Annotated in this window: 22 protein-coding genes, 1 tRNA gene and 2 pseudogenes; 23 read left to right on the top strand and 2 right to left on the bottom strand. The window is 43.1% G+C overall.

Going from position 1 to position 20,342, the window contains the following annotated elements:
- Window positions 1-44 precede the first annotated feature (44 nt).
- The 4 genes and pseudogenes from DER53_RS17715 to DER53_RS02895 form a co-directional block, all read left to right on the top strand.
- Window positions 45-716 (top strand): annotated as a pseudogene (locus DER53_RS17715) (RHS repeat-associated core domain-containing protein); the annotation flags it as partial.
- Between the two features lie 23 nt (window positions 717-739).
- The gene (locus DER53_RS02905; protein WP_062755677.1) at window positions 740-1,537 is read left to right on the top strand and encodes a hypothetical protein; all 798 of its coding nucleotides are present in this window, start codon (window positions 740-742) and stop codon (window positions 1,535-1,537) included.
- A gap of 362 nt (window positions 1,538-1,899) precedes the next feature.
- Entirely contained in the window at window positions 1,900-2,223 is a 324-nt protein-coding gene (locus DER53_RS02900) for a hypothetical protein (RefSeq protein WP_062755679.1), read from the top strand.
- A 232-nt stretch (window positions 2,224-2,455) separates the two neighbouring features.
- Window positions 2,456-2,764: pseudogene (locus DER53_RS02895) on the top strand (RHS repeat-associated core domain-containing protein); the annotation flags it as partial.
- A 71-nt stretch (window positions 2,765-2,835) separates the two neighbouring features.
- Here the strand turns inward: DER53_RS02895 and DER53_RS02890 are convergent.
- Window positions 2,836-3,108, bottom strand: a complete 273-nt coding sequence (locus DER53_RS02890) for a hypothetical protein (RefSeq protein ID WP_062755680.1) — start codon at window positions 3,106-3,108, stop codon at window positions 2,836-2,838.
- A gap of 139 nt (window positions 3,109-3,247) precedes the next feature.
- Here DER53_RS02890 and DER53_RS02885 point away from each other — a divergent pair, with 139 nt between their 5' ends.
- The 15 genes from DER53_RS02885 to DER53_RS02815 all read left to right on the top strand — a co-directional run bounded on the left by DER53_RS02885 (window position 3,248) and on the right by DER53_RS02815 (window position 16,443).
- On the top strand, window positions 3,248-4,426 hold the full coding sequence (locus DER53_RS02885) for an ATP phosphoribosyltransferase regulatory subunit (RefSeq protein ID WP_062755682.1): 1,179 nt from the start codon (window positions 3,248-3,250) through the stop codon (window positions 4,424-4,426).
- 276 nt (window positions 4,427-4,702) lie between these two features.
- On the top strand, window positions 4,703-5,323 hold the full coding sequence (gene hisG / locus DER53_RS02880; RefSeq protein WP_062755683.1) for an ATP phosphoribosyltransferase: 621 nt from the start codon (window positions 4,703-4,705) through the stop codon (window positions 5,321-5,323).
- A 14-nt stretch (window positions 5,324-5,337) separates the two neighbouring features.
- The gene (gene hisD / locus DER53_RS02875) at window positions 5,338-6,606 is read left to right on the top strand and encodes a histidinol dehydrogenase (protein ID WP_062755685.1); all 1,269 of its coding nucleotides are present in this window, start codon (window positions 5,338-5,340) and stop codon (window positions 6,604-6,606) included.
- Window positions 6,607-6,620: 14 nt separating this feature from the next.
- Window positions 6,621-7,208: an imidazoleglycerol-phosphate dehydratase HisB gene (hisB, locus tag DER53_RS02870; RefSeq protein ID WP_062755687.1), complete on the top strand. Its 588-nt coding sequence runs from the start codon at window positions 6,621-6,623 to the stop codon at window positions 7,206-7,208.
- Between the two features lie 2 nt (window positions 7,209-7,210).
- Entirely contained in the window at window positions 7,211-7,846 is a 636-nt protein-coding gene (gene hisH, locus DER53_RS02865; protein ID WP_062755689.1) for an imidazole glycerol phosphate synthase subunit HisH, read from the top strand.
- Window positions 7,846-8,583 (top strand): 1-(5-phosphoribosyl)-5-[(5-phosphoribosylamino)methylideneamino]imidazole-4-carboxamide isomerase, encoded by a 738-nt coding sequence (hisA, locus tag DER53_RS02860; RefSeq protein ID WP_062755691.1) that lies wholly within the window; start codon window positions 7,846-7,848, stop codon window positions 8,581-8,583. The genes hisH and hisA overlap by 1 nt, the downstream gene beginning before the upstream one ends.
- The gene (gene hisF / locus DER53_RS02855; RefSeq protein ID WP_062755693.1) at window positions 8,580-9,338 is read left to right on the top strand and encodes an imidazole glycerol phosphate synthase subunit HisF; all 759 of its coding nucleotides are present in this window, start codon (window positions 8,580-8,582) and stop codon (window positions 9,336-9,338) included. Before hisA ends, hisF begins: the two co-directional genes overlap by 4 nt.
- The gene (gene hisIE, locus DER53_RS02850; protein ID WP_062755695.1) at window positions 9,335-9,967 is read left to right on the top strand and encodes a bifunctional phosphoribosyl-AMP cyclohydrolase/phosphoribosyl-ATP diphosphatase HisIE; all 633 of its coding nucleotides are present in this window, start codon (window positions 9,335-9,337) and stop codon (window positions 9,965-9,967) included. The genes hisF and hisIE overlap by 4 nt, the downstream gene beginning before the upstream one ends.
- 105 nt (window positions 9,968-10,072) lie before the next feature.
- Window positions 10,073-11,554, top strand: a complete 1,482-nt coding sequence (locus DER53_RS02845; RefSeq protein WP_062755697.1) for a tetratricopeptide repeat protein — start codon at window positions 10,073-10,075, stop codon at window positions 11,552-11,554.
- Window positions 11,555-11,630: 76 nt separating this feature from the next.
- On the top strand, window positions 11,631-12,578 hold the full coding sequence (trxB, locus tag DER53_RS02840; RefSeq protein WP_062755699.1) for a thioredoxin-disulfide reductase: 948 nt from the start codon (window positions 11,631-11,633) through the stop codon (window positions 12,576-12,578).
- A gap of 255 nt (window positions 12,579-12,833) precedes the next feature.
- Window positions 12,834-13,292 (top strand): 8-oxo-dGTP diphosphatase, encoded by a 459-nt coding sequence (locus DER53_RS02835; protein WP_062677267.1) that lies wholly within the window; start codon window positions 12,834-12,836, stop codon window positions 13,290-13,292.
- An 18-nt stretch (window positions 13,293-13,310) separates the two neighbouring features.
- Window positions 13,311-14,204: an RNase adapter RapZ gene (gene rapZ, locus DER53_RS02830; RefSeq protein WP_062677268.1), complete on the top strand. Its 894-nt coding sequence runs from the start codon at window positions 13,311-13,313 to the stop codon at window positions 14,202-14,204.
- A complete protein-coding gene (locus tag DER53_RS02825; RefSeq protein ID WP_062755701.1) occupies window positions 14,201-15,172 on the top strand; it encodes a gluconeogenesis factor YvcK family protein in 972 nt (323 codons plus the stop codon). The genes rapZ and DER53_RS02825 overlap by 4 nt, the downstream gene beginning before the upstream one ends.
- A 33-nt stretch (window positions 15,173-15,205) precedes the next feature.
- Window positions 15,206-16,168 carry a DNA-binding protein WhiA gene (whiA, locus tag DER53_RS02820; RefSeq protein WP_062677270.1) on the top strand — a complete coding sequence of 321 codons (963 nt, stop codon included), beginning with the start codon at window positions 15,206-15,208 and terminating at the stop codon, window positions 16,166-16,168.
- Window positions 16,169-16,185: 17 nt separating this feature from the next.
- Complete coding sequence (locus DER53_RS02815) at window positions 16,186-16,443, top strand: HPr family phosphocarrier protein (RefSeq protein WP_015865028.1); 258 nt, start codon at window positions 16,186-16,188, stop codon at window positions 16,441-16,443.
- A 48-nt stretch (window positions 16,444-16,491) separates the two neighbouring features.
- Here DER53_RS02815 and clpP read toward each other — a convergent pair whose 3' ends face one another.
- Complete coding sequence (clpP, locus tag DER53_RS02810) at window positions 16,492-17,082, bottom strand: ATP-dependent Clp endopeptidase proteolytic subunit ClpP (RefSeq protein ID WP_015865027.1); 591 nt, start codon at window positions 17,080-17,082, stop codon at window positions 16,492-16,494.
- Between the two features lie 236 nt (window positions 17,083-17,318).
- Here clpP and DER53_RS02805 point away from each other — a divergent pair.
- From DER53_RS02805 to DER53_RS02790, 4 genes are all read left to right on the top strand, one after another.
- Window positions 17,319-17,390, top strand: a tRNA-Arg gene (locus DER53_RS02805).
- 229 nt (window positions 17,391-17,619) lie between these two features.
- Entirely contained in the window at window positions 17,620-18,933 is a 1,314-nt protein-coding gene (rpoN, locus tag DER53_RS02800; protein ID WP_062755703.1) for an RNA polymerase factor sigma-54, read from the top strand.
- A 6-nt stretch (window positions 18,934-18,939) separates the two neighbouring features.
- Window positions 18,940-19,185, top strand: a complete 246-nt coding sequence (locus DER53_RS02795) for a glutaredoxin family protein (protein ID WP_062755704.1) — start codon at window positions 18,940-18,942, stop codon at window positions 19,183-19,185.
- A gap of 123 nt (window positions 19,186-19,308) precedes the next feature.
- Window positions 19,309-20,328, top strand: coding sequence for a sugar-binding transcriptional regulator (locus tag DER53_RS02790; RefSeq protein ID WP_062755705.1), 1,020 nt, complete (start codon window positions 19,309-19,311; stop codon window positions 20,326-20,328).
- Window positions 20,329-20,342: the final 14 nt, after the last annotated feature.

Below are 20,342 nucleotides of genomic sequence, written 5' to 3'. Positions count from 1 at the left end.
TATAATAACCTTTGATTTTTCCGGTAAGGATCCATACATGAAATATCGTTGTCCGTTACCAATACGATGCGTGGGGGAACATTCTTACCCAATCCGGCGCATTGGCGGACGAAAACCCATACCGATATGCGGGATACCAATATGACCAAGAAACGGGTCTTTATTACCTGATTGCCCGGTACTACCGCCCAGAACAAGGTGTGTTCCTATCCTTGGATCTAGACCCAGGTGATGAGGACGATATCCTCACACAAAACGGCTATACGTACGCGAACAACAATCCGGTGATGTTGGTGGATTTGGATGGGCATTATGCTCATATTGTTATTATAGCTGGAGTGGAGGCTTATAGAGTTTATAAGATTTATAAGGTCTACAAGAAATATAGAAAGATTTCAAAAAAATATCATTCGAATAGTAAAAGAAATCCTGCGATACATCATGGATATGAAATTTATGATAAAAAAACTAATAAAGTAGTCAAAGTTGGTATTAGTGATGGAAGGATTTCTAAAAAGGGAAAATCATATCGCGCTGAAAGGCAAGTTAGAAAGTGGAATAAGCGATACAAGACAGATCGGTATGCTTTACGAATAGTAAAAACTAACATACGTGGTAGGTATAATGCACTGAGATGGGAAAAAAGGCATACGGAATACGTTAATAGAATCCAGCCTAACAACAAATTATCACCTCCATTTCACTATCGCCCATAAATTTAATAAAAGGAAGTGAAAAAATGACTGTTATAAGGGATATTCAACTTTCTATTCCAATTGATATAAACTATTTTGATCATACTGTAATAGTTGACTATGATACTGGTGAGACAAGCCCCTTTACCGATTATAGGCAAAGCAAGTCCGCCATCTTTCATTATGAAACAAGATGTATTACATCACTTTATACTCGTCTTTTGCCCGAAATTCATACAGATGGGGAAAAGGGAGTTATCATTCAATGCGTACCGGATCTATCTAAATTAAGCGAGAAAGAAATTGAAATGGAAATGGTACCCGATTTTATTACTGTTTATGTTGAAATGGATTATAATCAATACTTCTCTCTTACGGATGACTTGGAAAAAAAGAAAATGGCATTAGAAGTGTTACAAAAGGGTATGGAAAAACTTGCTGATGAGCGAGGATGGGATAAGCAAATTTTTCGTGAAATATACAACAAGATAAAAGAATTAAATTACAAAAATACATTTATCTATAAGAAAAAGAGCAGTCCTAATCGTAGATATATATGTAGCATTATATGTGAACACGAAGTCTCTTATGTAGATATATATTTAGAAATAAAACGTCAAAAAGGAAATAAGGTTTTAAAGAAAGAAAGATTAGTAAGAGTAGACAGACCACACGAATCTTTTTATTGGAGATATTTAGGTGATTTAACATGGACACTAAATCATAAGGTGACATTTACTGATCGTTTACATCATTTCGGGTGGGTTGTAACTTTTTTAGAAAAAGAAAACGAAACACAGATTATATGGAAAGTAAATAAAGTTTCTTATCTTTCTTCATAAACTGTTTAATGCAAAATAAAACTGATAAAAATTAAGCACTAAATTGTCAATAAAACAGGTCAGTTTTTCTCAAAAAATATAATTTCACAGACACGGCTTTACATGAAGTGGCGTGCATGGTAGGCTGGTTGCCTCTGCGAATTCCTTTTGTGCTGCGGCCTTCGCAAAATAATCCATGCACGCCGAGGATCCATGTCAAGCCTTATAGGGTAAGATAATTTATATTGGTATATGGATTATATTTACTTTTATGGAACATAGAGTGCTAAACTTTTTCATTGCATTTCGCTTAAATTTTTAGTTGCAGAAAACAATCGTAGTAAACAGGAAAGATATTATCCTGGTGAATGGAGGCCATGATAATGAACGACTATGAAATACTTTTTCAAAAATATGTAAAAGAATTAAAAGAGGCAATTGAAGAAGAAAAGGAATTTTTAGATCCGAATCTTGACAAAGAAAGATATGAATACGAATTAAGTATTAGCGGAAGAGTAATTGCCGTATTTAGGAAATATTGGTTTGAGTGTGACAAGTTAAACGATAATGAGGAAAATGAATATTATGTAAACCCAAAAGATTTTTGTGTTGATTGGTTGTCAGGTGAACATGAGGAACTATTTAGAATTATTGAAAAAATCCCATATTATCCAATAGGAATAGACGAACATGGAAATTATGTTTAAACAAAACAGCTGTAATATGGGCTATCTCATGATTTATGAGATAGTCTTTTTTTATGTGAAAAAATGAATGGAAACAAAGAAAAAATTTAGGTATATAGGTTGTAATAAAGAATTTCCGATCTCCATGTCCCGTCTTTATCACCTGACAAGCTGGCACGGTGACAAGAAGAGCGAACAATGCCATGTAAAACAAAATTGCAACTTATATAGTTTCTCATCACAAAAAAGTACTTCCATGTATTTTTATCACTATAACGCCCATGGCGATGTCATTGCCATGACAGATGCACAAGGAACCCTCGTCGCCCGTTATCAATACGATGCGTGGGAGAATATTCTATCCCGATCTGGCGCCTTGGCGGACGAAAATCCATACCGATATGCGGGGTACCAATATATAACAACGAAACAGGTCTGTATTATCTGATCGCCCGGTACTACCACCCAACGCATGGCGTGTTCCTTTCCTTGGATTCAGACCCAGGAGATGCGGGATGACATTCTTGCGCAGAATGGCTATACGTATGCGAACAAACAGCCTGATGATAGTCCGGATAGGGGATTCGCGTATACTGTAGGGTTTTAATTTTGTTCGTATAAGTAAAATGTTTGTTAGAGAAAATCGGCTTTATTCTTTATCGAAGGAGATGGGTAAAGAAAAAGAGAATTACCATAAAAAGAGTTCTCTTTTTGTAAGATAGCAATTTGGACCAAAAACCGAATGCCTATGCAAAAAGATAACCCCCATTCTCCGCCTGTCGCTAAGCCTAAAAGAATGGGAAGGGAATTGTTTCGGTTATTGCGGAAATGCTTCGCAGAGCGTGATTTAGCGTGTACTAGTGAGGGAAAACGCTTGACTAAATCTGTAAATAACATTTCCTTCAAAAATTCTCCTCCAACATTTTGAATCAGTCGATATAAAGTTTATGGTTGACGTCACGGCCAATGAGGAGTAAACTACTAATAACTTCACTTCTCTACCATATTAGCAAACTAAAGTATTTATTATAAAGGACGTGTGAACATGACCAAAAAGTTGTTTATGTTCGAAAAACCGTTAGGTATGCGTGATACATTGCCGTTTTTATATGAAATAAAAAAACGTGTTCGCCAGGCGATGATTCGTGAAATTGAAACATGGGGATATGAATTGATCGAAACTCCGACATTGGAATATTACGAGACAGTCGGGACCGTATCGGCGATTGACGACCATCAGTTGTTTAAACTGCTCGATCAACAAGGTCATACCCTTGTCCTTCGTCCCGATATGACCGCTCCGATCGCAAGGCTGGCTGCTTCCCGTCTTTACAAGGAAGGCAATCCGCTCCGCCTTGCGTATAACGCCAACGTGTTCCGCGCCCAGCAGCGCGAGGGAGGACGCCCGGCGGAATTTGAACAAATTGGTGTCGAATGCATTGGGGACGGCACGGTCGCAGCGGATGCGGAAGTGATTAGTGTCATGATTGCGGCGCTTAAGCAGGCTGGGTTGCAGCATTTCACGGTGACGATCGGTCATATCGGCTACGTCAACGCTTTGTTTTTAGAAATTGTCGGGAATGAAGAACGTGCCAGCGTATTGCGCCGCTTTTTATACGAGAAAAATTACGTTGGCTATAGGGAGCATGTGAAGTCTCTGCCCCTTTCTTCCATTGACCAAAAGCGCCTGCTTCAATTATTGCATTTACACGGCAACGACATGACGATGGAAGAAGCCAAGGAGCTTGTTCATAGCGAGGAAGGAAAGCGAGCGGTCGACGATCTTTGCGAACTTTCGAACGCGCTTCAACTATATGGCGTTGATGATGTAGTGAAAATCGATATGACGCTTGTTAGCCATATGAGTTATTATACGGGCATTTTATTTGAAGTATATGCTGAACACGTTGGCTTCCCAATTGGAAATGGAGGCCGTTATGACGAGCTGTTGGAGAAATTTTCTCGGAAAGCCCCGGCGACCGGGTTTGGCATTCGCATCGACCGATTAATCGAGGCGCTCGGGGAATCAGAGGAGGAGGCAGCGATCGAGTGCATCGTATTTAGCCAAGAGCGGTTCGCTGAAGCGATTGAGCTTGCGAGAACAAAGCGGCGGGAAGGAAAGCGCGTGGTGCTTCAGCATATTTCTGGAATCCGTGATATTGATGCCTACAGCAAACGGTATAAGCCGATTACTTATTTGCTTGGCAGCACGGAAAAAGAGTGAGCAGGCGCGTTGATTCACAAAAAATTACCGTTTGTTTATACATGGCTTTTCTGCTGTAATCCCCGAACGGGAACGCTAGCGGACAAATCCAATTTGTCCGCAAGGCGTTCGCCGTTGGGGATGGGCATGCGACGCATGACCAGTCGGCAAGCATTGGCTTGCCGACTCCGGCAGAAAAGCCGAGTTCATTCTTTGTTTTCCCTGACTATATAGGCTTATTGCTACACTATTATGCCTTCATAATAGATAATCAACACTCATGAGGAGTGATAAACAATGCTGACGATTGCGATGCCGAAAGGGAGAATTTTCGACGAAGCGCTCGAACTGCTTCGGAAAGCGGATTATACGCTCCCTCCGGAATTTGCCGAGTCAAGAAAACTAATGATTGAAGTTCCGGAAGAAAACATGCGCTTTATTCTCGCCAAGCCGATGGACGTCGTCACCTATGTGGAACATGGGGTGGCCGATTTAGGCATTGCCGGCAAGGACGTCATGATGGAAGAAGAGCGCGATGTGTACGAGCTGTTAGATTTAAAGATTAGCAAATGTCATTTAGCGGTGGCAGGATTGCCGGGTGTGCGCATGAATCAAATCGCGCCGCGCGTAGCGACGAAATACCCAAATATCGCCTCTAGCTATTTTCGCGAACAAGGCGAGCAAGTCGAAATTATTCGGTTGAATGGCTCCATTGAGCTTGCTCCGCTCATTGGGCTTGCCGACCGTATCGTCGATATAGTCTCAACCGGACGGACGCTGAAAGAAAACGGGCTGGTGGAATTGGAGAAAATCGCTGATGTCACATCGCGATTAATCGTCAACCCGGTCAGCTACCGCATGAAAGACGAAGCGGTTGATGAGCTAGTTCATCGTTTATCCGAAGTCATTCCGCAATGAAGGAGAGAGCAAACGTGAAAATCGAACGAGTGACAAACCGTGTATCATTGCGCCGTACGATTGAATCAGGGACGGAAGAACAGCGCAGTAAGGTTCTGGAGATTATTGCCGATGTGCGCGCTCGCGGTGATGAAGCGCTAAAAAGTTATACAGAAAAATTCGATGGCGTCCGCCTTGATTCGCTGCGCGTGACAGACGAAGAAATAGAAAGGGCGTATCAGAACGTAAGCGCAGAAGTGCTTCGGATCATCCAAGAGGCGGCGGAAAACATTCGCGATTATCATGAGCGTCAAAAGAGAGAGTCATGGATCATGACAAAAGAAGACGGCACGATGCTTGGTCAGAAAATAACGCCGCTTGATGCGGTTGGATTGTACGTTCCAGGAGGGACAGCCGCCTACCCGTCATCGGTGCTTATGAATGTCATTCCTGCCCAAGTGGCAGGGGTCAAACGAATTGTGATCACATCTCCGCCAAATAAAGACGGAACGCTTCCGGCCGGCGTGTTAGTGGCAGCGAACGAATTAGGAGTGAAAGAAATATATAAAGTCGGCGGTGCGCAGGCGATTGCCGCGCTTGCGTACGGAACGGAGACGATTCGTCCGGTCGATAAAATTTTCGGGCCAGGCAACATTTACGTGGCGCTCGCGAAACGCGAAGTGTTCGGGCAAGTCGCGATTGATATGATTGCCGGACCGAGCGAAATCGTCGTGTTGGCGGATGAAACGGCAAAGGCGAACGAAATTGCCGCTGATTTGTTGTCACAAGCCGAGCATGATGAGCGCGCTTCCGCGATTCTCGTCACTCCATCGATGAAATTGGCGCTTGCAGTCGCACGCGAGGTCGAAAAACAGCTGGAGACGCTACCGCGCAAAGCGATTGCCGCTGCATCGCTCGAGAACTACGGAGCCATTTACGTCACAGAAACGCTTGCGGAAGCGGTCGAAGTTGTGAATGAATTAGCACCGGAGCATTTGGAAGTAATGACAGCCGAACCGATGCAACTCCTTGGTCAAATCCGCCATGCGGGAGCGATTTTTTTAGGGCGCTTCAGCTCGGAGCCGGTTGGCGATTACTTCGCCGGTCCAAACCATGTGCTGCCGACGAATGGTACAGCCCGGTTTTCGAGCGGATTAAGCGTGGATGAATTTGTGAAAAAATCGAGCATCATTTTTTATAGCGAACCGACGCTAAAGCAAAACGCGGAAAAAATCGCGGCGTTTGCCAGACTTGAAGGGCTTGAAGCACATGCGCGCGCCGTTGAAGAACGTTTTAAAAAATAAGGGGGACATAGGTTATGGTAAGGCATGCATCGATTTCGAGAACGACAAAGGAAACGGATATTCAGCTGCAGTTTGTCATTGACGGGGAAGGAAAAGCGGAGCTGGATACCGGCGTGCCGTTTTTAACGCATATGCTCGATTTGTTTACAAAGCACGGCCAATTTAATTTAACGGTCACCGCCAAAGGTGATACGGAGGTGGATGATCACCATACGACCGAAGATATCGGGATTTGTCTTGGTCAGGCGCTGCGGGAGGCGCTCGGCGATAAAAAAGGAATAAAACGTTACGGAAACGCGTTTGTGCCGATGGATGAAGCGCTCGCCCAAGTCGTCGTCGATTTAAGCAACCGTCCGCATTTTGAGTTTCGCGGAGAGTTTCCAAGCGAAAAAGTCGGAACGTTTGATGTCGAGCTTGTCCATGAATTTTTATGGAAATTGGCACTTGAAGCGCGCATGAATTTGCACGTCATCGTCCATTACGGGCGCAACACGCATCATATGATTGAAGCGGTGTTTAAAGCGTTAGGGCGCGCGCTCGATGAAGCAACGATGATCGACCCACGCGTCAAAGGCGTTCCATCAACGAAAGGGATGTTGTAACGATGATTGGCATTATTGATTATGGAATGGGCAACTTATACAGCGTCAGCAAAGCGTTAGAGCGATTGAGCTATGAGTACATTATTTCCGATGATCCAAAGGAATTGAAAAACGCGAAGGGGCTCATTTTGCCGGGGGTCGGTTCGTTTAAAGACGCGATGCATATTTTGCGGGAAACAGGGCTTGCCAAGTTTGTTTGCGAAGCGGTAAATGAAGGCACTCCACTCCTTGGCATTTGTCTTGGCATGCAGCTATTGTTTGAAGAAAGCGAGGAAAACGGGTTAACAGAAGGATTGGGGCTGCTTAGCGGCCGTGTCGTCCGCATTCCCGGCATGACGGCAAACGGAAATCGGTATAAAGTGCCGCATATGGGCTGGAACCGTCTCGTTTTCCGTCATCCCTCTCCGTTATTGCAAAACGTGGAAGAAGGACACGTTTATTTCGTCCATTCGTACTATGTGGTGACCGATGATGGCGATGTCGTGCTTGCAAGCAGTTTTTACAATGTGGAGGTGCCCGCTGTCGTTGGAAAAGGAAACGTGTATGGGACACAGTTTCATCCGGAAAAAAGCGGCGAGATCGGCATGAAAATTTTGCAAAACTACGCGGCGATCGCCGAAGGAAAGGGGAGTATGTGATGGCGGCATTTACGATTTATCCGGCGATTGATATGCGCGGCGGCAAATGCGTCCGCCTTTTGCAAGGGGATTATAATAAAGAAACGGTATATGGCGATTCACCGGTCGAAATGGCCGCTTTCTTCGCTGAACAAGGAGCCGAATGGATTCATATGGTCGACCTTGACGGCGCGAAAGAAGGAAAACGCATAAACGACCAGTTCGTCGTCGAAGTGGCGAAACAGCTGCCGGTGAAAGTGCAAATTGGCGGCGGCATTCGCACGGAAGACGATATCGTGTATTATTTAGAAAACGGTGTGGCACGCGTCATTTTAGGAAGCGCTGCTATCGCCGATCCGCCGTTTGTAAAAGAAATGCTGAAAAAATACGGAGAGCGCATCGCCATTGGTATTGATGCGAAAAATGGATTTGTCGCGACGGAAGGATGGTTGAACACATCGAATGTCAAAGCAACCGACCTTGGTAAAGAGCTAGCAGAAGCTGGGGCGCAAACGTTTATTTTTACGGATATCGCAACGGACGGAATGTTGTCAGGTCCAAATATTCAAGCGGTCGTGGAAATGGCGCGCGCAACTGAAAAACATGTCATCGCATCAGGTGGCGTCAGCTCTCTGGAGGATTTGGTGTCGCTCCAAACATATGCCGATGCCGGCGTGATTGGCGCGATTGTCGGCAAAGCGCTCTATACGAAGAAATTCACGATCGCGGAAGCGCTGAAGGTGGTGCAAGGTGAATGATTACGAAGCGCATTATTCCTTGTTTGGATGTGAAAGATGGACGCGTCGTGAAAGGAGTGCAGTTTGTTCAACTTCGTGATGCCGGCGATCCGGTCGAACTGGCGAAGTTTTACGATGAACAAGGAGCGGACGAGCTTGTCTTTTTAGATATTTCCGCCTCTCACGAAGGGCGGAAAACGATGGTGGAAGTCGTCGAGAAAGTCGCCGCACAGCTGGCGATTCCGTTTACGGTCGGCGGCGGGATTAATTCGTTGGATGATATGAAAACGATCTTGCGCGCCGGTGCGGATAAAGTGTCGCTCAATACAGCCGCTGTTCGCAACCCGAACCTCATTACGGAAGGAGCGGACTTTTTTGGATCGCAATGCATCGTCGTTGCGATTGACGCGAAATATGACGAAACGATTGGCTCGTGGCGTGTGTATACGCACGGCGGGAGAAACGCGACGGACTTGGAAGTGGTCGAATGGGCAAAAGAGGCGGTCCGACGCGGCGCGGGGGAAATTTTATTGACAAGCATGGATTGCGATGGTGAAAAAAATGGTTTTGATATTGCGTTAACGAGAACGGTAAGCGAAGCGGTTTCCGTTCCGGTCATTGCTTCGGGCGGAGCCGGCAACGCGAAACATTTCCTTGAAGTGTTTGAAAAAGGGAAAGCAGATGCGGCGCTTGCGGCTTCGATTTTTCATTATAAAGAAACATCGGTGAAAGAAGTAAAAGCGTATTTAAAAGAAAGAGGGGTAAACATCCGATGAACCTCGCAAACATCCGATTTGACGAAAAAGGTCTCGTTCCGGCAATTGTCCAAGACGCGCAAAGCAAAGAAGTGTTGATGCTTGCCTATATGAATGAAGAATCGCTAAAAAAATCGCTCGAAACAGGCGAAACATGGTTTTACAGCCGCTCGCGCGGGGAACTTTGGCATAAAGGCGCAACTTCCGGCAATACGCAGCGCATTGTCGAGATGCGTTATGATTGTGACAGTGACGCGCTTTTGGTGCTTGTCGAGCCAGCCGGACCAGCTTGCCATACGGGAAGCTATTCGTGTTTTTCGAACCGTATTAATGGAGAAAAATACGAAGCTTCGCCAAACCGATTTGCGATTATTAACACGTTAGAGGAGATCATCGCGAAACGGGATGCGGAACGTCCTGAAGGAGCGTATACAACGTATTTATTGGAAAAAGGCGTGGATAAAATTTTAAAGAAAGTCGGTGAGGAAGCGGCCGAAGTTATTATTGCCGCGAAAAATCGTAGCCATGACGAATTGAAATGGGAAGTCGCCGATTTATTGTATCATTTACTTGTGCTGCTAAGGGAACAAAAACTTCCGCTTGATGCGGTGTTGGAAGTGCTAACTAAGCGGCATAGCGCTAAGCAGTGACGTCGAGCTGGCTTCTTGCTGGGCCAGCTTTTATTTTTTATGTTTGCTTTTCCGAAGAATGTGGTATACTTTTTTCAGTGAATTCAACAATAGATGGAGGATTCCATGGAAAAGCAACTAAAGTCAAAGCAGCAAAAATCGAAAATTATTCCATTTATCCAAAACGGTGAATACTATTTCAAAAAAGGAATGCAAGCGTATCAACAACGCGATTTATATAAAGCAAAAAAATATTTTGAACGAGCCGTTCAATATGATAAAAACGATGCTACATTTGTATTGCAGCTTGCCTCCGTGCTTGCGGAGTTAGGAGAATATCAGGCTTCGAATCAATGGTTATTCAAGATTGTCCATGAATTAGATGAAACGATGTATGAATGTTTTTATTTTTTAGCAAACAACTTTGCTCATCTCGGATTATTCCGCGAGGCGATGAAGTATGCGGAAATGTATTTAGCTTGTGATCCAAATGGCCATTTTGTCGAAGATACAGAGGACTTAATAGAATTGTTAAAAATCGATCAAGAAGATGAAAACAGCGATGAGCAGGATGATTTAATTGTATTGCAGGAACGGGCGCGGTTTTTATTGGAAAAAGAGGAGTTTCCAGAAGCAATTCGCCTGCTGGAAACGATAATTGCGAACTATCCTGAATTTTGGTCAGCGTACAATAATTTGGCGCTCGCCTACTTTTACAACGGAAATGTGCAAAAGGCGCAAGAAATTGTCGAACAAGTGCTAGAGCGAAACCCAGGTAATTTACATGCGCTTTGCAATCTCCTTGTCTTTTATTATTATTTGCGCAATGAACAGCAAGTAAAACGTCTTTCTGACAAATTGGCATGCGTGTATCCGTTTTTTATCGAGCATCGCTATAAGCTTGGAGCGACATTCGCGCTTGTCGGCCGTTTCGACCTCGCTTTTAAATGGCTATATCATTTATATAAAATGGGCTATGATGGAGATGATGCCTTTTATTATTGGCTTACCTATGTAGCCTATTATACCGGCCGCGAAGAATTAGCGAAAAATGTTTGGGAGAAGGTAATAAAAGTAAATCCTGACAAACGCGGAGAGGAGCCGTGGACATTTTCCTCTCTATCTGTCGACCATGAACTTCGGAGCATTATTCGTTGGTTTAACCAAACGAATATAGCAGAAATGTTATATGGACTTTATTTGCTTAGTCAATCGCCGTACAAAAATGATCCCGCGCTTTCCATTGCGATTCGTTGTTATTTGACTGATCATCCGCTCCTTAGTCAATTTGCCGATTATTTTCTATTTCATATGACAGAAACGTCTCCTTCATATGTCATCAATAGCCATATCATTATCAATGAGTTATCGATGAAAAATGATCAGATCGATGAAAACATGTATATTTCATGGTTTTCCGTCGTTGTAAACGCATTGCCGACAAAAGAGCGATTTTCTAACCATTCTGCTTGGGCGGCGGCGATGGAGTATGTATGGCGGCAGCAGCAAGGGCAACGTGTAACACAAAAATGGATTGCGGATAAGTATCATATTTCATTATCAACGGTGAAAAAATATGTAAAGAAAGTGAAAGAGCTGTTATCGTGAGCAAATTAATAGACGCTCATTCGAAACTTCTATACGATAATGGTAAAAGACTAATCAATGAAGGAGTGGAAGCAGCGTGTCAGAGGAAAAAATTTACGACGTCATTATCGCGGGAGCCGGACCAGCAGGGATGACTGCCGCTGTCTATACATCTCGCGCCAATTTATCTACATTAATGATTGAGCGTGGTGTACCAGGAGGACAAATGGTAAATACAGAAGACGTGGAAAATTATCCTGGATATGAGAATATTTTAGGTCCAGAATTGGCGACAAAAATGTTTGAACATGCAAAGAAATTTGGTGCGGAATATGCATACGGCGAAGTAAAAGAAATTATTGACGGCGAAGCATATAAAACAGTGATTGTCGGCGATAAACAATACAAAGCACGCGCTGTCATTATTGCAACTGGTGCGGAGTATAAAAAACTCGGTGTACCTGGTGAAGCGGAATTTAGCGGCCGCGGTGTTTCTTATTGCGCTGTCTGTGACGGGGCGTTCTTTAAAGGAAAAAATCTCGTTGTCGTTGGTGGCGGGGACTCCGCGGTAGAAGAAGGGATCTATTTAACTCGCTTTGCTAATAAGGTAACGATCGTTCATCGCCGTGACCAATTACGTGCGCAAAAAATTTTGCAAGACCGCGCATTTGCCAATGAAAAAATTGATTTTATTTGGAACCATACCGTAAAACAAATTAATGGAAAAGATGGGAAAGTAAACAGCGTGACACTTGTTCATACGCAAACGGGAGAGGAACGGGAATTTCCGTGCGATGGCGTGTTTATTTATATCGGCATGCTTCCGCTTTCGAAGCCATTTGAGAGCCTTGGCATTACGAACGAAAACGGATATATCGAAACGAATGAGCTTATGGAAACAAAAGTGCCGGGTATTTTTGCGGCAGGAGACGTCCGCGAAAAATCATTACGGCAAATCGTTACAGCAACGGGGGACGGAAGCATTGCAGCGCAAAGCGCACAACATTATGTGGAAGAGTTAAAGGAAAAATTAAACATAAAGTAATGAAATCGTAATAGACGTTTAATTCTGCTGTAACACGCATGAAACATTTTTTTTGTATGCTAAAAGTAAGTAATTGACCCCCTTTTATATAGATCTTTTTGTTCAGCACGGGTACCCTTTCCCGTGCTTCTTTTTTTATGTGTGAACAAGTATGTGACAGGCTTCTTCATTGTAGTGAGCTGTAAGAAATAGTATAATAAAATAAATGGAATTCTAAGTCTTTGGATGTTATGTAGTGATGTTGAGGTGAGCGTGTTGCAACGCGTGACGAATTGCGTTTTACTAAAAGATGGAAAAGTATTATTATTGCAAAAGCCGAAGCGGGGTTGGTGGGTTGCCCCGGGAGGAAAGATGGAACAAGGAGAATCCATCCGCGAAGCGTGCATTCGCGAATATCGCGAGGAAACAGGGATTTACTTAAAAAACCCAAAGCTCAAAGGAATTTTTACGATGGTCATCAAAGAACAAGAACAAATCGTTTCTGAATGGATGATGTTTACTTTTTTTGCCGAACAATTTGACGGAGAAAATGTTCCATATTCCGAAGAAGGAAAGTTGGAATGGCATCCGATGGAAACAATCCATCAGCTTCCGATGGCACCAGGTGATTACCATATTTTAGATTACGCGCTAAAAGGATCAGACATTATGTACGGGACGTTTATATATACGAAAGATTTTGAGCTGCTTTCCTATCGGTTAGATCCCAGTTAATAGAGTGGAGGGAGAGGCATGAGCACAGGTTCGGCCAACCATATTCAAATGGTGATTATAACAGGGATGTCTGGCGCTGGAAAAACGGTCGCTATTCAGAGTTTTGAAGACTTAGGTTTTTTTTGTGTCGATAATTTGCCGCCGACGTTGCTCCCAAAATTTTTGGAGTTGATGAAAGAGTCGGGGAATAAAATGAATAAAGTGGCGTTAGTAATGGATTTGCGAAGCCGTGACTTTTTCGATAGTTTGTTTACCGCGCTAGACGAGTTGGCGGAGCAATCATGGGTGACGCCGCAGATTTTATTTTTAGATGCGAAAGATTCGACGCTTGTGGCGCGATATAAAGAAACGAGACGCACACACCCGCTTGCCCCAAATGGATTGCCGCTTGAAGGCATCCGTTTAGAGCGCAAATTGCTCGAAGAGTTAAAAGGGCGGGCGCAAATTATTTATGATACGTCTGATTTAAAGCCACGGGAGTTAAGGGAAAAAATTTTACAGCAATTTTCTTCTCACACGCAACAGACGTTTACCGTCAACGTGATGTCGTTTGGCTTTAAATACGGCATTCCGATTGACGCTGATTTAGTTTTTGATGTCCGCTTTTTGCCAAATCCTCATTATATTGACCATATGCGGCCGAAAACAGGGTTGGATGAAGAAGTTTCCTCCTATGTGTTAAAGTGGAGTGAAACGCAGAAATTTCTTGAGAAACTAATTGATTTATTAGCCTTTATGCTCCCTCATTATAAGCGAGAAGGGAAAAGCCAGCTTGTGATCGCCATCGGCTGTACAGGGGGTCAGCACCGGTCGGTTGCCATTGCCGAATATATTGCCCGTTATTTTTCGAAAGATTATAAAACCCATGTGTCCCACCGTGACATGGAGAGGAGAAAGGAAAAGCATAAATGAGTGTGAAGCATCAGCCTAAGATTGTCGTTATCGGCGGCGGAACAGGGCTCCCTGTATTGTTGCGCGGCTTGAAGCAGTATGCCATTGATATTACGGCAATCGTTACTGTCGCTGATGATGGCGGCAGCTCAGGAAGATTGCGCGATGAACTAGACATTCCGCCACCGGGAGATGTGCGCAACGTATTGGCAGCGCTGTCAGATGTCGAGCCGCTTATTGTTGAATTGTTCCAACATCGATTTAAAAACGGCAACGGTCTATCAGGACATTCGTTAGGTAATTTAATTTTGGCAGCGTTGACGTCCATTACCGGCGATTTTGTCAAAGCCATCCGCGAGATGAGCAAAGTGCTGAAAGTGCACGGACAAGTATTGCCAGCGGCGAATAAAAGCGTCGTTCTTCATGCGGAAATGGAAGACGGCGTCATTGTTTCTGGAGAATCGAAAATTCCTTATTCCGGCAAAAGGATTAAAAAAGTATTTTTGACACCGGAAAATATTGAACCGCTTCCAGAAACGATTGAAGCGATTCGTTCTGCGGATTTGATCGTCATCGGTCCGGGAAGTTTATATACGAGTATTTTGCCAAATTTACTTGTGCCGAAAATCGGGCAAGAAGTTTGTCAAGCAAAAGCAAAAAAAGTGTATATATGTAATGTGATGACCCAAGCGGGTGAGACGCTGCACTACACGGTAAGCGACCATGTCAAAGCGCTCCATGACCATATGGGATGTTTATTTTTGGATGTTGTTGTTGTGAATAATGGTCATATTCCGGAAGAAATTCAAAAACGTTATGCAGAAGAGCTGGCGGAACCGGTGAAGGATGATAGCGACCGGCTCATCGATTTAGGAATTCAAGTGATTCGCGATAATATCGTCAGCTATGAAGATCACGTCATTCGTCACGATACGAAAAAAGTGGCATCGTTACTTATTTCGCTGATTACAGCACCTCCTTCCTCCTGATTACGATGAATGAACCGTTGGAGGTGACTAACCATGTCGTTTGCGTCAGAAACGAAAAAAGAACTAACGAATTTGGAAGTGAAACCGTGCTGTTTAAAAGCAGAATTGTCAGCGCTTCTGCGCATGAATGGTTTGCTGTCTTTTTCCAATCAGCAAATGATTGTGGATGTGCAAACGGAAAATGCCGCGATCGCGCGAAGAATTTATACTCTTTTAAAAAAAGGGTATACGGTAACAGTAGAACTATTAGTTCGAAAAAAAATGCGCCTGAAAAAAAATAATGTATACATCGTTCGAATTATTGACGGCGCTCATGAACTATTAAAGGATTTAAAAATATTGAAGGAGGATTTTTCACTAATTCGCGTGATTTCACCAGAATTAGTGAAAAAAAAGTGCTGTAAGCGTTCTTATTTGCGCGGTGCGTTTCTTGCCGGAGGATCTGTAAACAATCCGGAAACGTCATCGTACCATTTAGAAATTTTTTCTCTTTATGAAGAACATAACAATTCATTATGTGAATTAATGAACAGCCACTTTTTTCTTAATGCCAAAACATTGGAACGAAAAAAAGGGTTTATTACGTATTTAAAAGAAGCGGAAAAAATCTCTGAGTTTTTAAATATTATTGGCGCACATCAAGCGTTATTGCGCTTTGAAGATATTCGCATTGTACGCGATATGAGAAATTCGGTAAACCGTCTTGTCAATTGCGAAACAGCAAACTTAAATAAAACGATTGGCGCAGCGCTTCGCCAAGTAGAAAACATTCGTTATATTGACGAAACCATCGGATTAAGCGCCCTTCCTGATAAATTGCGGGAAATTGCGGAATTGCGGATGATGTACCAAGATGTAACGTTAAAAGAATTAGGCGAGTTAGTATCCGGTGGAAAGATTAGTAAATCAGGAATTAATCACCGTCTGCGAAAAATTGATGAGATTGCGGAACGATTGCGGGCAGGTAAGCCTGTTGATTTTCATAAGTCATTATAAAAAAGGGGAGATGGAGAATGGTAGAGAAACAAGTAGAAGTACGATTAAAAACGGGATTACAAGCACGCCCGGCAGCGTTGTTTGTTCAGGAAGCGAATCGCTTTTCTTCCGATATTTATCTAGAAAAAGACGGAAAGAAAGTGAACGCAAAAAGCATTATGGGGCTAATGAGCCTTGCGATCAGCACCGGTTCTGTCATTAAGTTGATTGCGGATGGTCCGGATGAAAACGAAGCAATTGAAAAATTGGCAAACTATGTACAAAAAGAAAAATAAAGAATAGGCTGCTTCTATGTCAAGCGAAGCAGCCTGTTTTTTCATGTTTTATTTTTCATCGATGCGTGTTAATACACGGTCGATAATGCCGTATTCTTGTGCTTTTTGCGCCGTCATGAAGTTATCGCGGTCTGTATCGCGTTCAATCACTTCGACTGGTTGGCCAGTATTTTCAGCAAGAATGCGATTTAACTTATCGCGCAAGAAGAGAATCCGTTTTGCGGCGATTTCAATTTCTGTGGCTTGACCTTGCGCGCCGCCAAGCGGTTGGTGAATCATAATTTCACTGTTTGGCAAGGCAAACCGTTTTCCTTTTGCTCCTGCGGCAAGCAAGAACGCACCCATCGAAGCAGCCATACCGATACAAATTGTAGAAACGTCTGGCTTAATAAATTGCATCGTATCATAAATTGCCAAGCCAGCAGTAATCGAACCACCTGGGCTATTGATGTAAAGCGAAATATCTTTTTCAGGATCCTCGGCCGCTAAAAATAATAATTGGGAAACGATCGAGTTTGCCACTTGGTCATCAATTGGGCTGCCAAGAATAATAATGCGGTCTTTTAATAAACGAGAATAAATGTCATAAGCACGTTCTCCGCGGCTTGTTTGCTCAATAACTGTAGGAATTAAATTCATGAAGCTTCCTCCTTTACCAATCGCTTAATCGTATGTACCTCTATCATACCTAAATGGTCAATGAAGGTCAAACAAAAAATATTGACCTTACTTTATTATTATTCGCTATAAACGTAGGACATCCCTTTTTTCATCATAACCTCTTTTTCATTTTTTAAACACATTTTCCCTCTTGCAATATAAAGGTGTTTTCAATATAATTGAATATGCAACTGATAATAGCAACTAAATATAATGCCCTCGTAGTGTAGTGGATAGCACGAGAGATTCCGGTTCTCTTAGCGTGGGTTCGAATCCTGCCGAGGGCGTATCAAGTGAAAACCTGCTGCGAAACGCAGCAGGTTTTTTTGTGCCTTGAATATAATATAATCAACAGTCTGGCTCGATGATCGACTGTTGGCGTACCAATCTGCCTTTTTGAATGACGGATAAAGTTCAGTCACCTCCAATGGTTTTATAAACAATAGGTTTAACAATTATTTTTTTATATACCGCCGGGGCGACAGTATTGTACAATAAAAAAAAGGGGGCTTGACAATGAGGGCCGAATTATTGCAGGAGCAGCGACTTAAGCTATCGCTTACAAAGGAATTGACTCAAGCAATTGAACTATTGCAATATTCTGCTGTGGAATTACAGTCCTTTTTATATGAGCAGTCGTTGGAAAATCCTTTTCTCGAAATTCGCGACTACCGGTTAAAGCGAAACTTCCGCAACTTATCGGATAAGGAAAAACAGCAATGGATTGAAAATATGAGCACTTATTCGGAAACGCTTTCATCATATTTAACTGCACAGCTTCCAGCTCTTTCGCTTCCGGAACACGAAGAACGCATCGTGCATTATATGATTGCTTGCCTTGATGAAGATGGGTATTTGCGGGTAAATATCGAAGAAATTGCAGAACGATTTGCTATTTCCAAACAGGAAGCAGAAAAAGCGCTTCAGATCATTCAGTCATTAGAGCCGGCTGGCGTTGGCGCCCGCAACTTGCAAGAATGTTTATATTTACAGTTAAAGCGCTTACCATATCGCGATGAATTCGCGGAACAGATTATACAGCACCATTTTTCGTTATTTGTCGAAAAAGCTTGGAAAACGTTGGCGAAACAACTTGGCGTGGATATCGCTTCATTGCAGCGTGTATGGGATTTAATTCGCACGCTTGAACCGCGTCCTGGCATCCATTATACAAAAGAGAGACCGCATTTTATTGTTCCCGATATAATTGTCCAACGCAGCGAAGAAGGTGATTGGCGCATTTTTTACAATGAAGATGTGCATCCGGAACTCATCTGGAATCGGGGATACGAGCAAAAGATTTCCAGCTGTCAAGACGGGCAGGTTCATGCGTTTGTAAAAGATAAATATCGCCAGTTTTTATGGTTAGCAAAAAGTCTGGAACAGCGCAAACAAACATTGCTGAACATTACGCATGTCATTGTCGATAAACAAAAACAATGTTTTGAAACTGGTTTTGCAGCCTTAAAGCCCCTTACAATGCGCGAAGTTGCGGAAGAGCTTGGCATTCACGAATCTACTGTCAGCCGCGCGGTAAAAAACAAATATGTTCAAGCGCCGTTTGGCACAGTGGAACTTCGCCGCTTTTTTTCAAGCGCTGTTTCTTCTGTTTACATGGATGAAGATGCTGCCTCTTCTGTAAAAGTAAAAATGTTTATCAAGCAGTTAATTGAACAGGAAAATAAGCAGCAGCCGCTTTCTGACCAAAAGCTCGCCGATTTATTACATGAGCAATACGGTGTGGTGATCTCGCGCAGAACGGTCGCAAAATATCGCGAACAACTGCATATTCCATCATCTGCAAAACGAAAACAGTATGTAGGGAAGTGACAGCAAGTGGTGATCAACTTATACTCGAAAACAAACTGTCCGTTATGTGATAAAGCAAAACAAGTGTTGCAAGAACTGCAACGGGAATTCTCCTTTCACATCAATGAAATTGATATTTATCAAGATGATGCATTGCTGGAAAAATATCAATTGATGATTCCGGTTGTCGAAATCGATGGGGAAGAAGTAGATTTTGGGATGGTTCAAAAAGATGTCATAAGAAAACGTTTACTCGAGGCGCAAAGTGGTTGAACATTATGATTCCTCCTGTTACAATGAAATTGTGGCAGGGGGAATTTTTTTCACACAAGTGGGACACAATAAGTCATAGCGGGACAATTAATGTCCATATATTTTGCAAGGAGAAGGGGACCAATGCAATCATTAATTGAAGCGCAAAAAAAATTATTGCCCGACCTTCTTGAAGTTATGCAAAAACGATATCGTATTTTGCACTACATTTCGCTGATGCAGCCAATCGGGAGGAGAGTACTGTCGGGCAGTTTAGGAATAACTGAGCGTGTGCTTCGTTCGGAAGTGCAGTTTTTGAAAGAGCAAAATTTGCTAACCATCAGTTCCGCCGGCATGAGTTTGACCCAAGAAGGCAAGGAATTGTTGCATGCGCTCGAGGATGTTATGAGAGAATTATTAGGCCTAAAAGATTTAGAAACAAAATTAATGGAGAAACTTCATATTGAAGGGGTTATCGTTGTTGCTGGAGATAGTGACCTTTCTCCTTGGGTAAAAAAAGAAATGGGAAGAGCTTGTGTGACCTGCATGAAAGAAAGATTGACAAACGGCGACATCGTGGCAGTGACAGGAGGCACAACACTTGCCGCTGTTGCCGAGATGATGACTCCCGATCCAAAACAAAACCGTATTTTATTTGTTCCGGCACGGGGCGGCTTAGGTGAAGATGTGAAAAACCAAGCGAACACCATTTGTGCAAAGATGGCGGAAAAAGCGTTAGGAAACTATCGGCTTCTTCATGTTCCTGACCACCTAAGTCGTGAGGCGTATGAATCTTTAATTGAAGAACCGACTGTGAAAGAAGTGCTGGAACTTATTAAATCATGCCGCATGGTCGTGCATGGAATCGGAGATGCTATCACAATGGCGGAACGCCGGAAAACCTCAAAAGAGGATATGGAGAAAATTAAAGAACGACATGCGGTTGCCGAAGCGTTTGGCTATTACTTTAATGAAGCAGGAGAAGTTGTGCATAAAGTGAAAACGGTTGGCATTCAGTTGGAAGACCTTCCGCGTGTCGAACATGTCATTGCGGTGGCTGGAGGGTCTTCGAAAGCAAAAGCTATTCAGGCGTATATGAAACGAGCGCCTCATTCCATTCTTATTACCGATGAAGGTGCAGCAAGAGCGTTACTAGGGGAGTAACATCCCTTAAATAT

Origin of the sequence: Parageobacillus toebii NBRC 107807 (genome assembly GCF_003688615.2) — a bacterium.
GTDB classification, from domain to species: domain Bacteria; phylum Bacillota; class Bacilli; order Bacillales; family Anoxybacillaceae; genus Parageobacillus_B; species Parageobacillus_B toebii.
The sequence above is the reverse complement of the archived record's forward strand: the minus strand, read 5'-3'. Positions and strand labels throughout refer to the sequence as shown.

Excerpts from the sequence above, each read along its gene's own strand:
- rpoN (WP_062755703.1), top strand. The coding sequence starts at position 17,620 with ATGAGGGCCGAATTATTGCAGGAGCAGCGACTTAAGCTATCGCTTACA.
- hisH (WP_062755689.1), top strand. The coding sequence starts at position 7,211 with ATGATTGGCATTATTGATTATGGAATGGGCAACTTATACAGCGTCAGC.
- hisA (WP_062755691.1), top strand. The coding sequence starts at position 7,846 with ATGGCGGCATTTACGATTTATCCGGCGATTGATATGCGCGGCGGCAAA.
- DER53_RS02905 (WP_062755677.1), top strand. The coding sequence starts at position 740 with ATGACTGTTATAAGGGATATTCAACTTTCTATTCCAATTGATATAAAC.
- hisIE (WP_062755695.1), top strand. The coding sequence starts at position 9,335 with ATGAACCTCGCAAACATCCGATTTGACGAAAAAGGTCTCGTTCCGGCA.
- hisB (WP_062755687.1), top strand. The coding sequence starts at position 6,621 with ATGGTAAGGCATGCATCGATTTCGAGAACGACAAAGGAAACGGATATT.
- hisF (WP_062755693.1), top strand. The coding sequence starts at position 8,580 with ATGATTACGAAGCGCATTATTCCTTGTTTGGATGTGAAAGATGGACGC.
- clpP (WP_015865027.1), bottom strand. The coding sequence starts at position 17,082 with ATGAATTTAATTCCTACAGTTATTGAGCAAACAAGCCGCGGAGAACGT.
- DER53_RS02825 (WP_062755701.1), top strand. The coding sequence starts at position 14,201 with ATGAGTGTGAAGCATCAGCCTAAGATTGTCGTTATCGGCGGCGGAACA.
- DER53_RS02845 (WP_062755697.1), top strand. The coding sequence starts at position 10,073 with ATGGAAAAGCAACTAAAGTCAAAGCAGCAAAAATCGAAAATTATTCCA.
- DER53_RS02790 (WP_062755705.1), top strand. The coding sequence starts at position 19,309 with ATGCAATCATTAATTGAAGCGCAAAAAAAATTATTGCCCGACCTTCTT.
- DER53_RS02885 (WP_062755682.1), top strand. The coding sequence starts at position 3,248 with ATGACCAAAAAGTTGTTTATGTTCGAAAAACCGTTAGGTATGCGTGAT.
- hisG (WP_062755683.1), top strand. The coding sequence starts at position 4,703 with ATGCTGACGATTGCGATGCCGAAAGGGAGAATTTTCGACGAAGCGCTC.
- DER53_RS02900 (WP_062755679.1), top strand. The coding sequence starts at position 1,900 with ATGAACGACTATGAAATACTTTTTCAAAAATATGTAAAAGAATTAAAA.
- rapZ (WP_062677268.1), top strand. The coding sequence starts at position 13,311 with ATGAGCACAGGTTCGGCCAACCATATTCAAATGGTGATTATAACAGGG.
- DER53_RS02815 (WP_015865028.1), top strand. The coding sequence starts at position 16,186 with ATGGTAGAGAAACAAGTAGAAGTACGATTAAAAACGGGATTACAAGCA.
- whiA (WP_062677270.1), top strand. The coding sequence starts at position 15,206 with ATGTCGTTTGCGTCAGAAACGAAAAAAGAACTAACGAATTTGGAAGTG.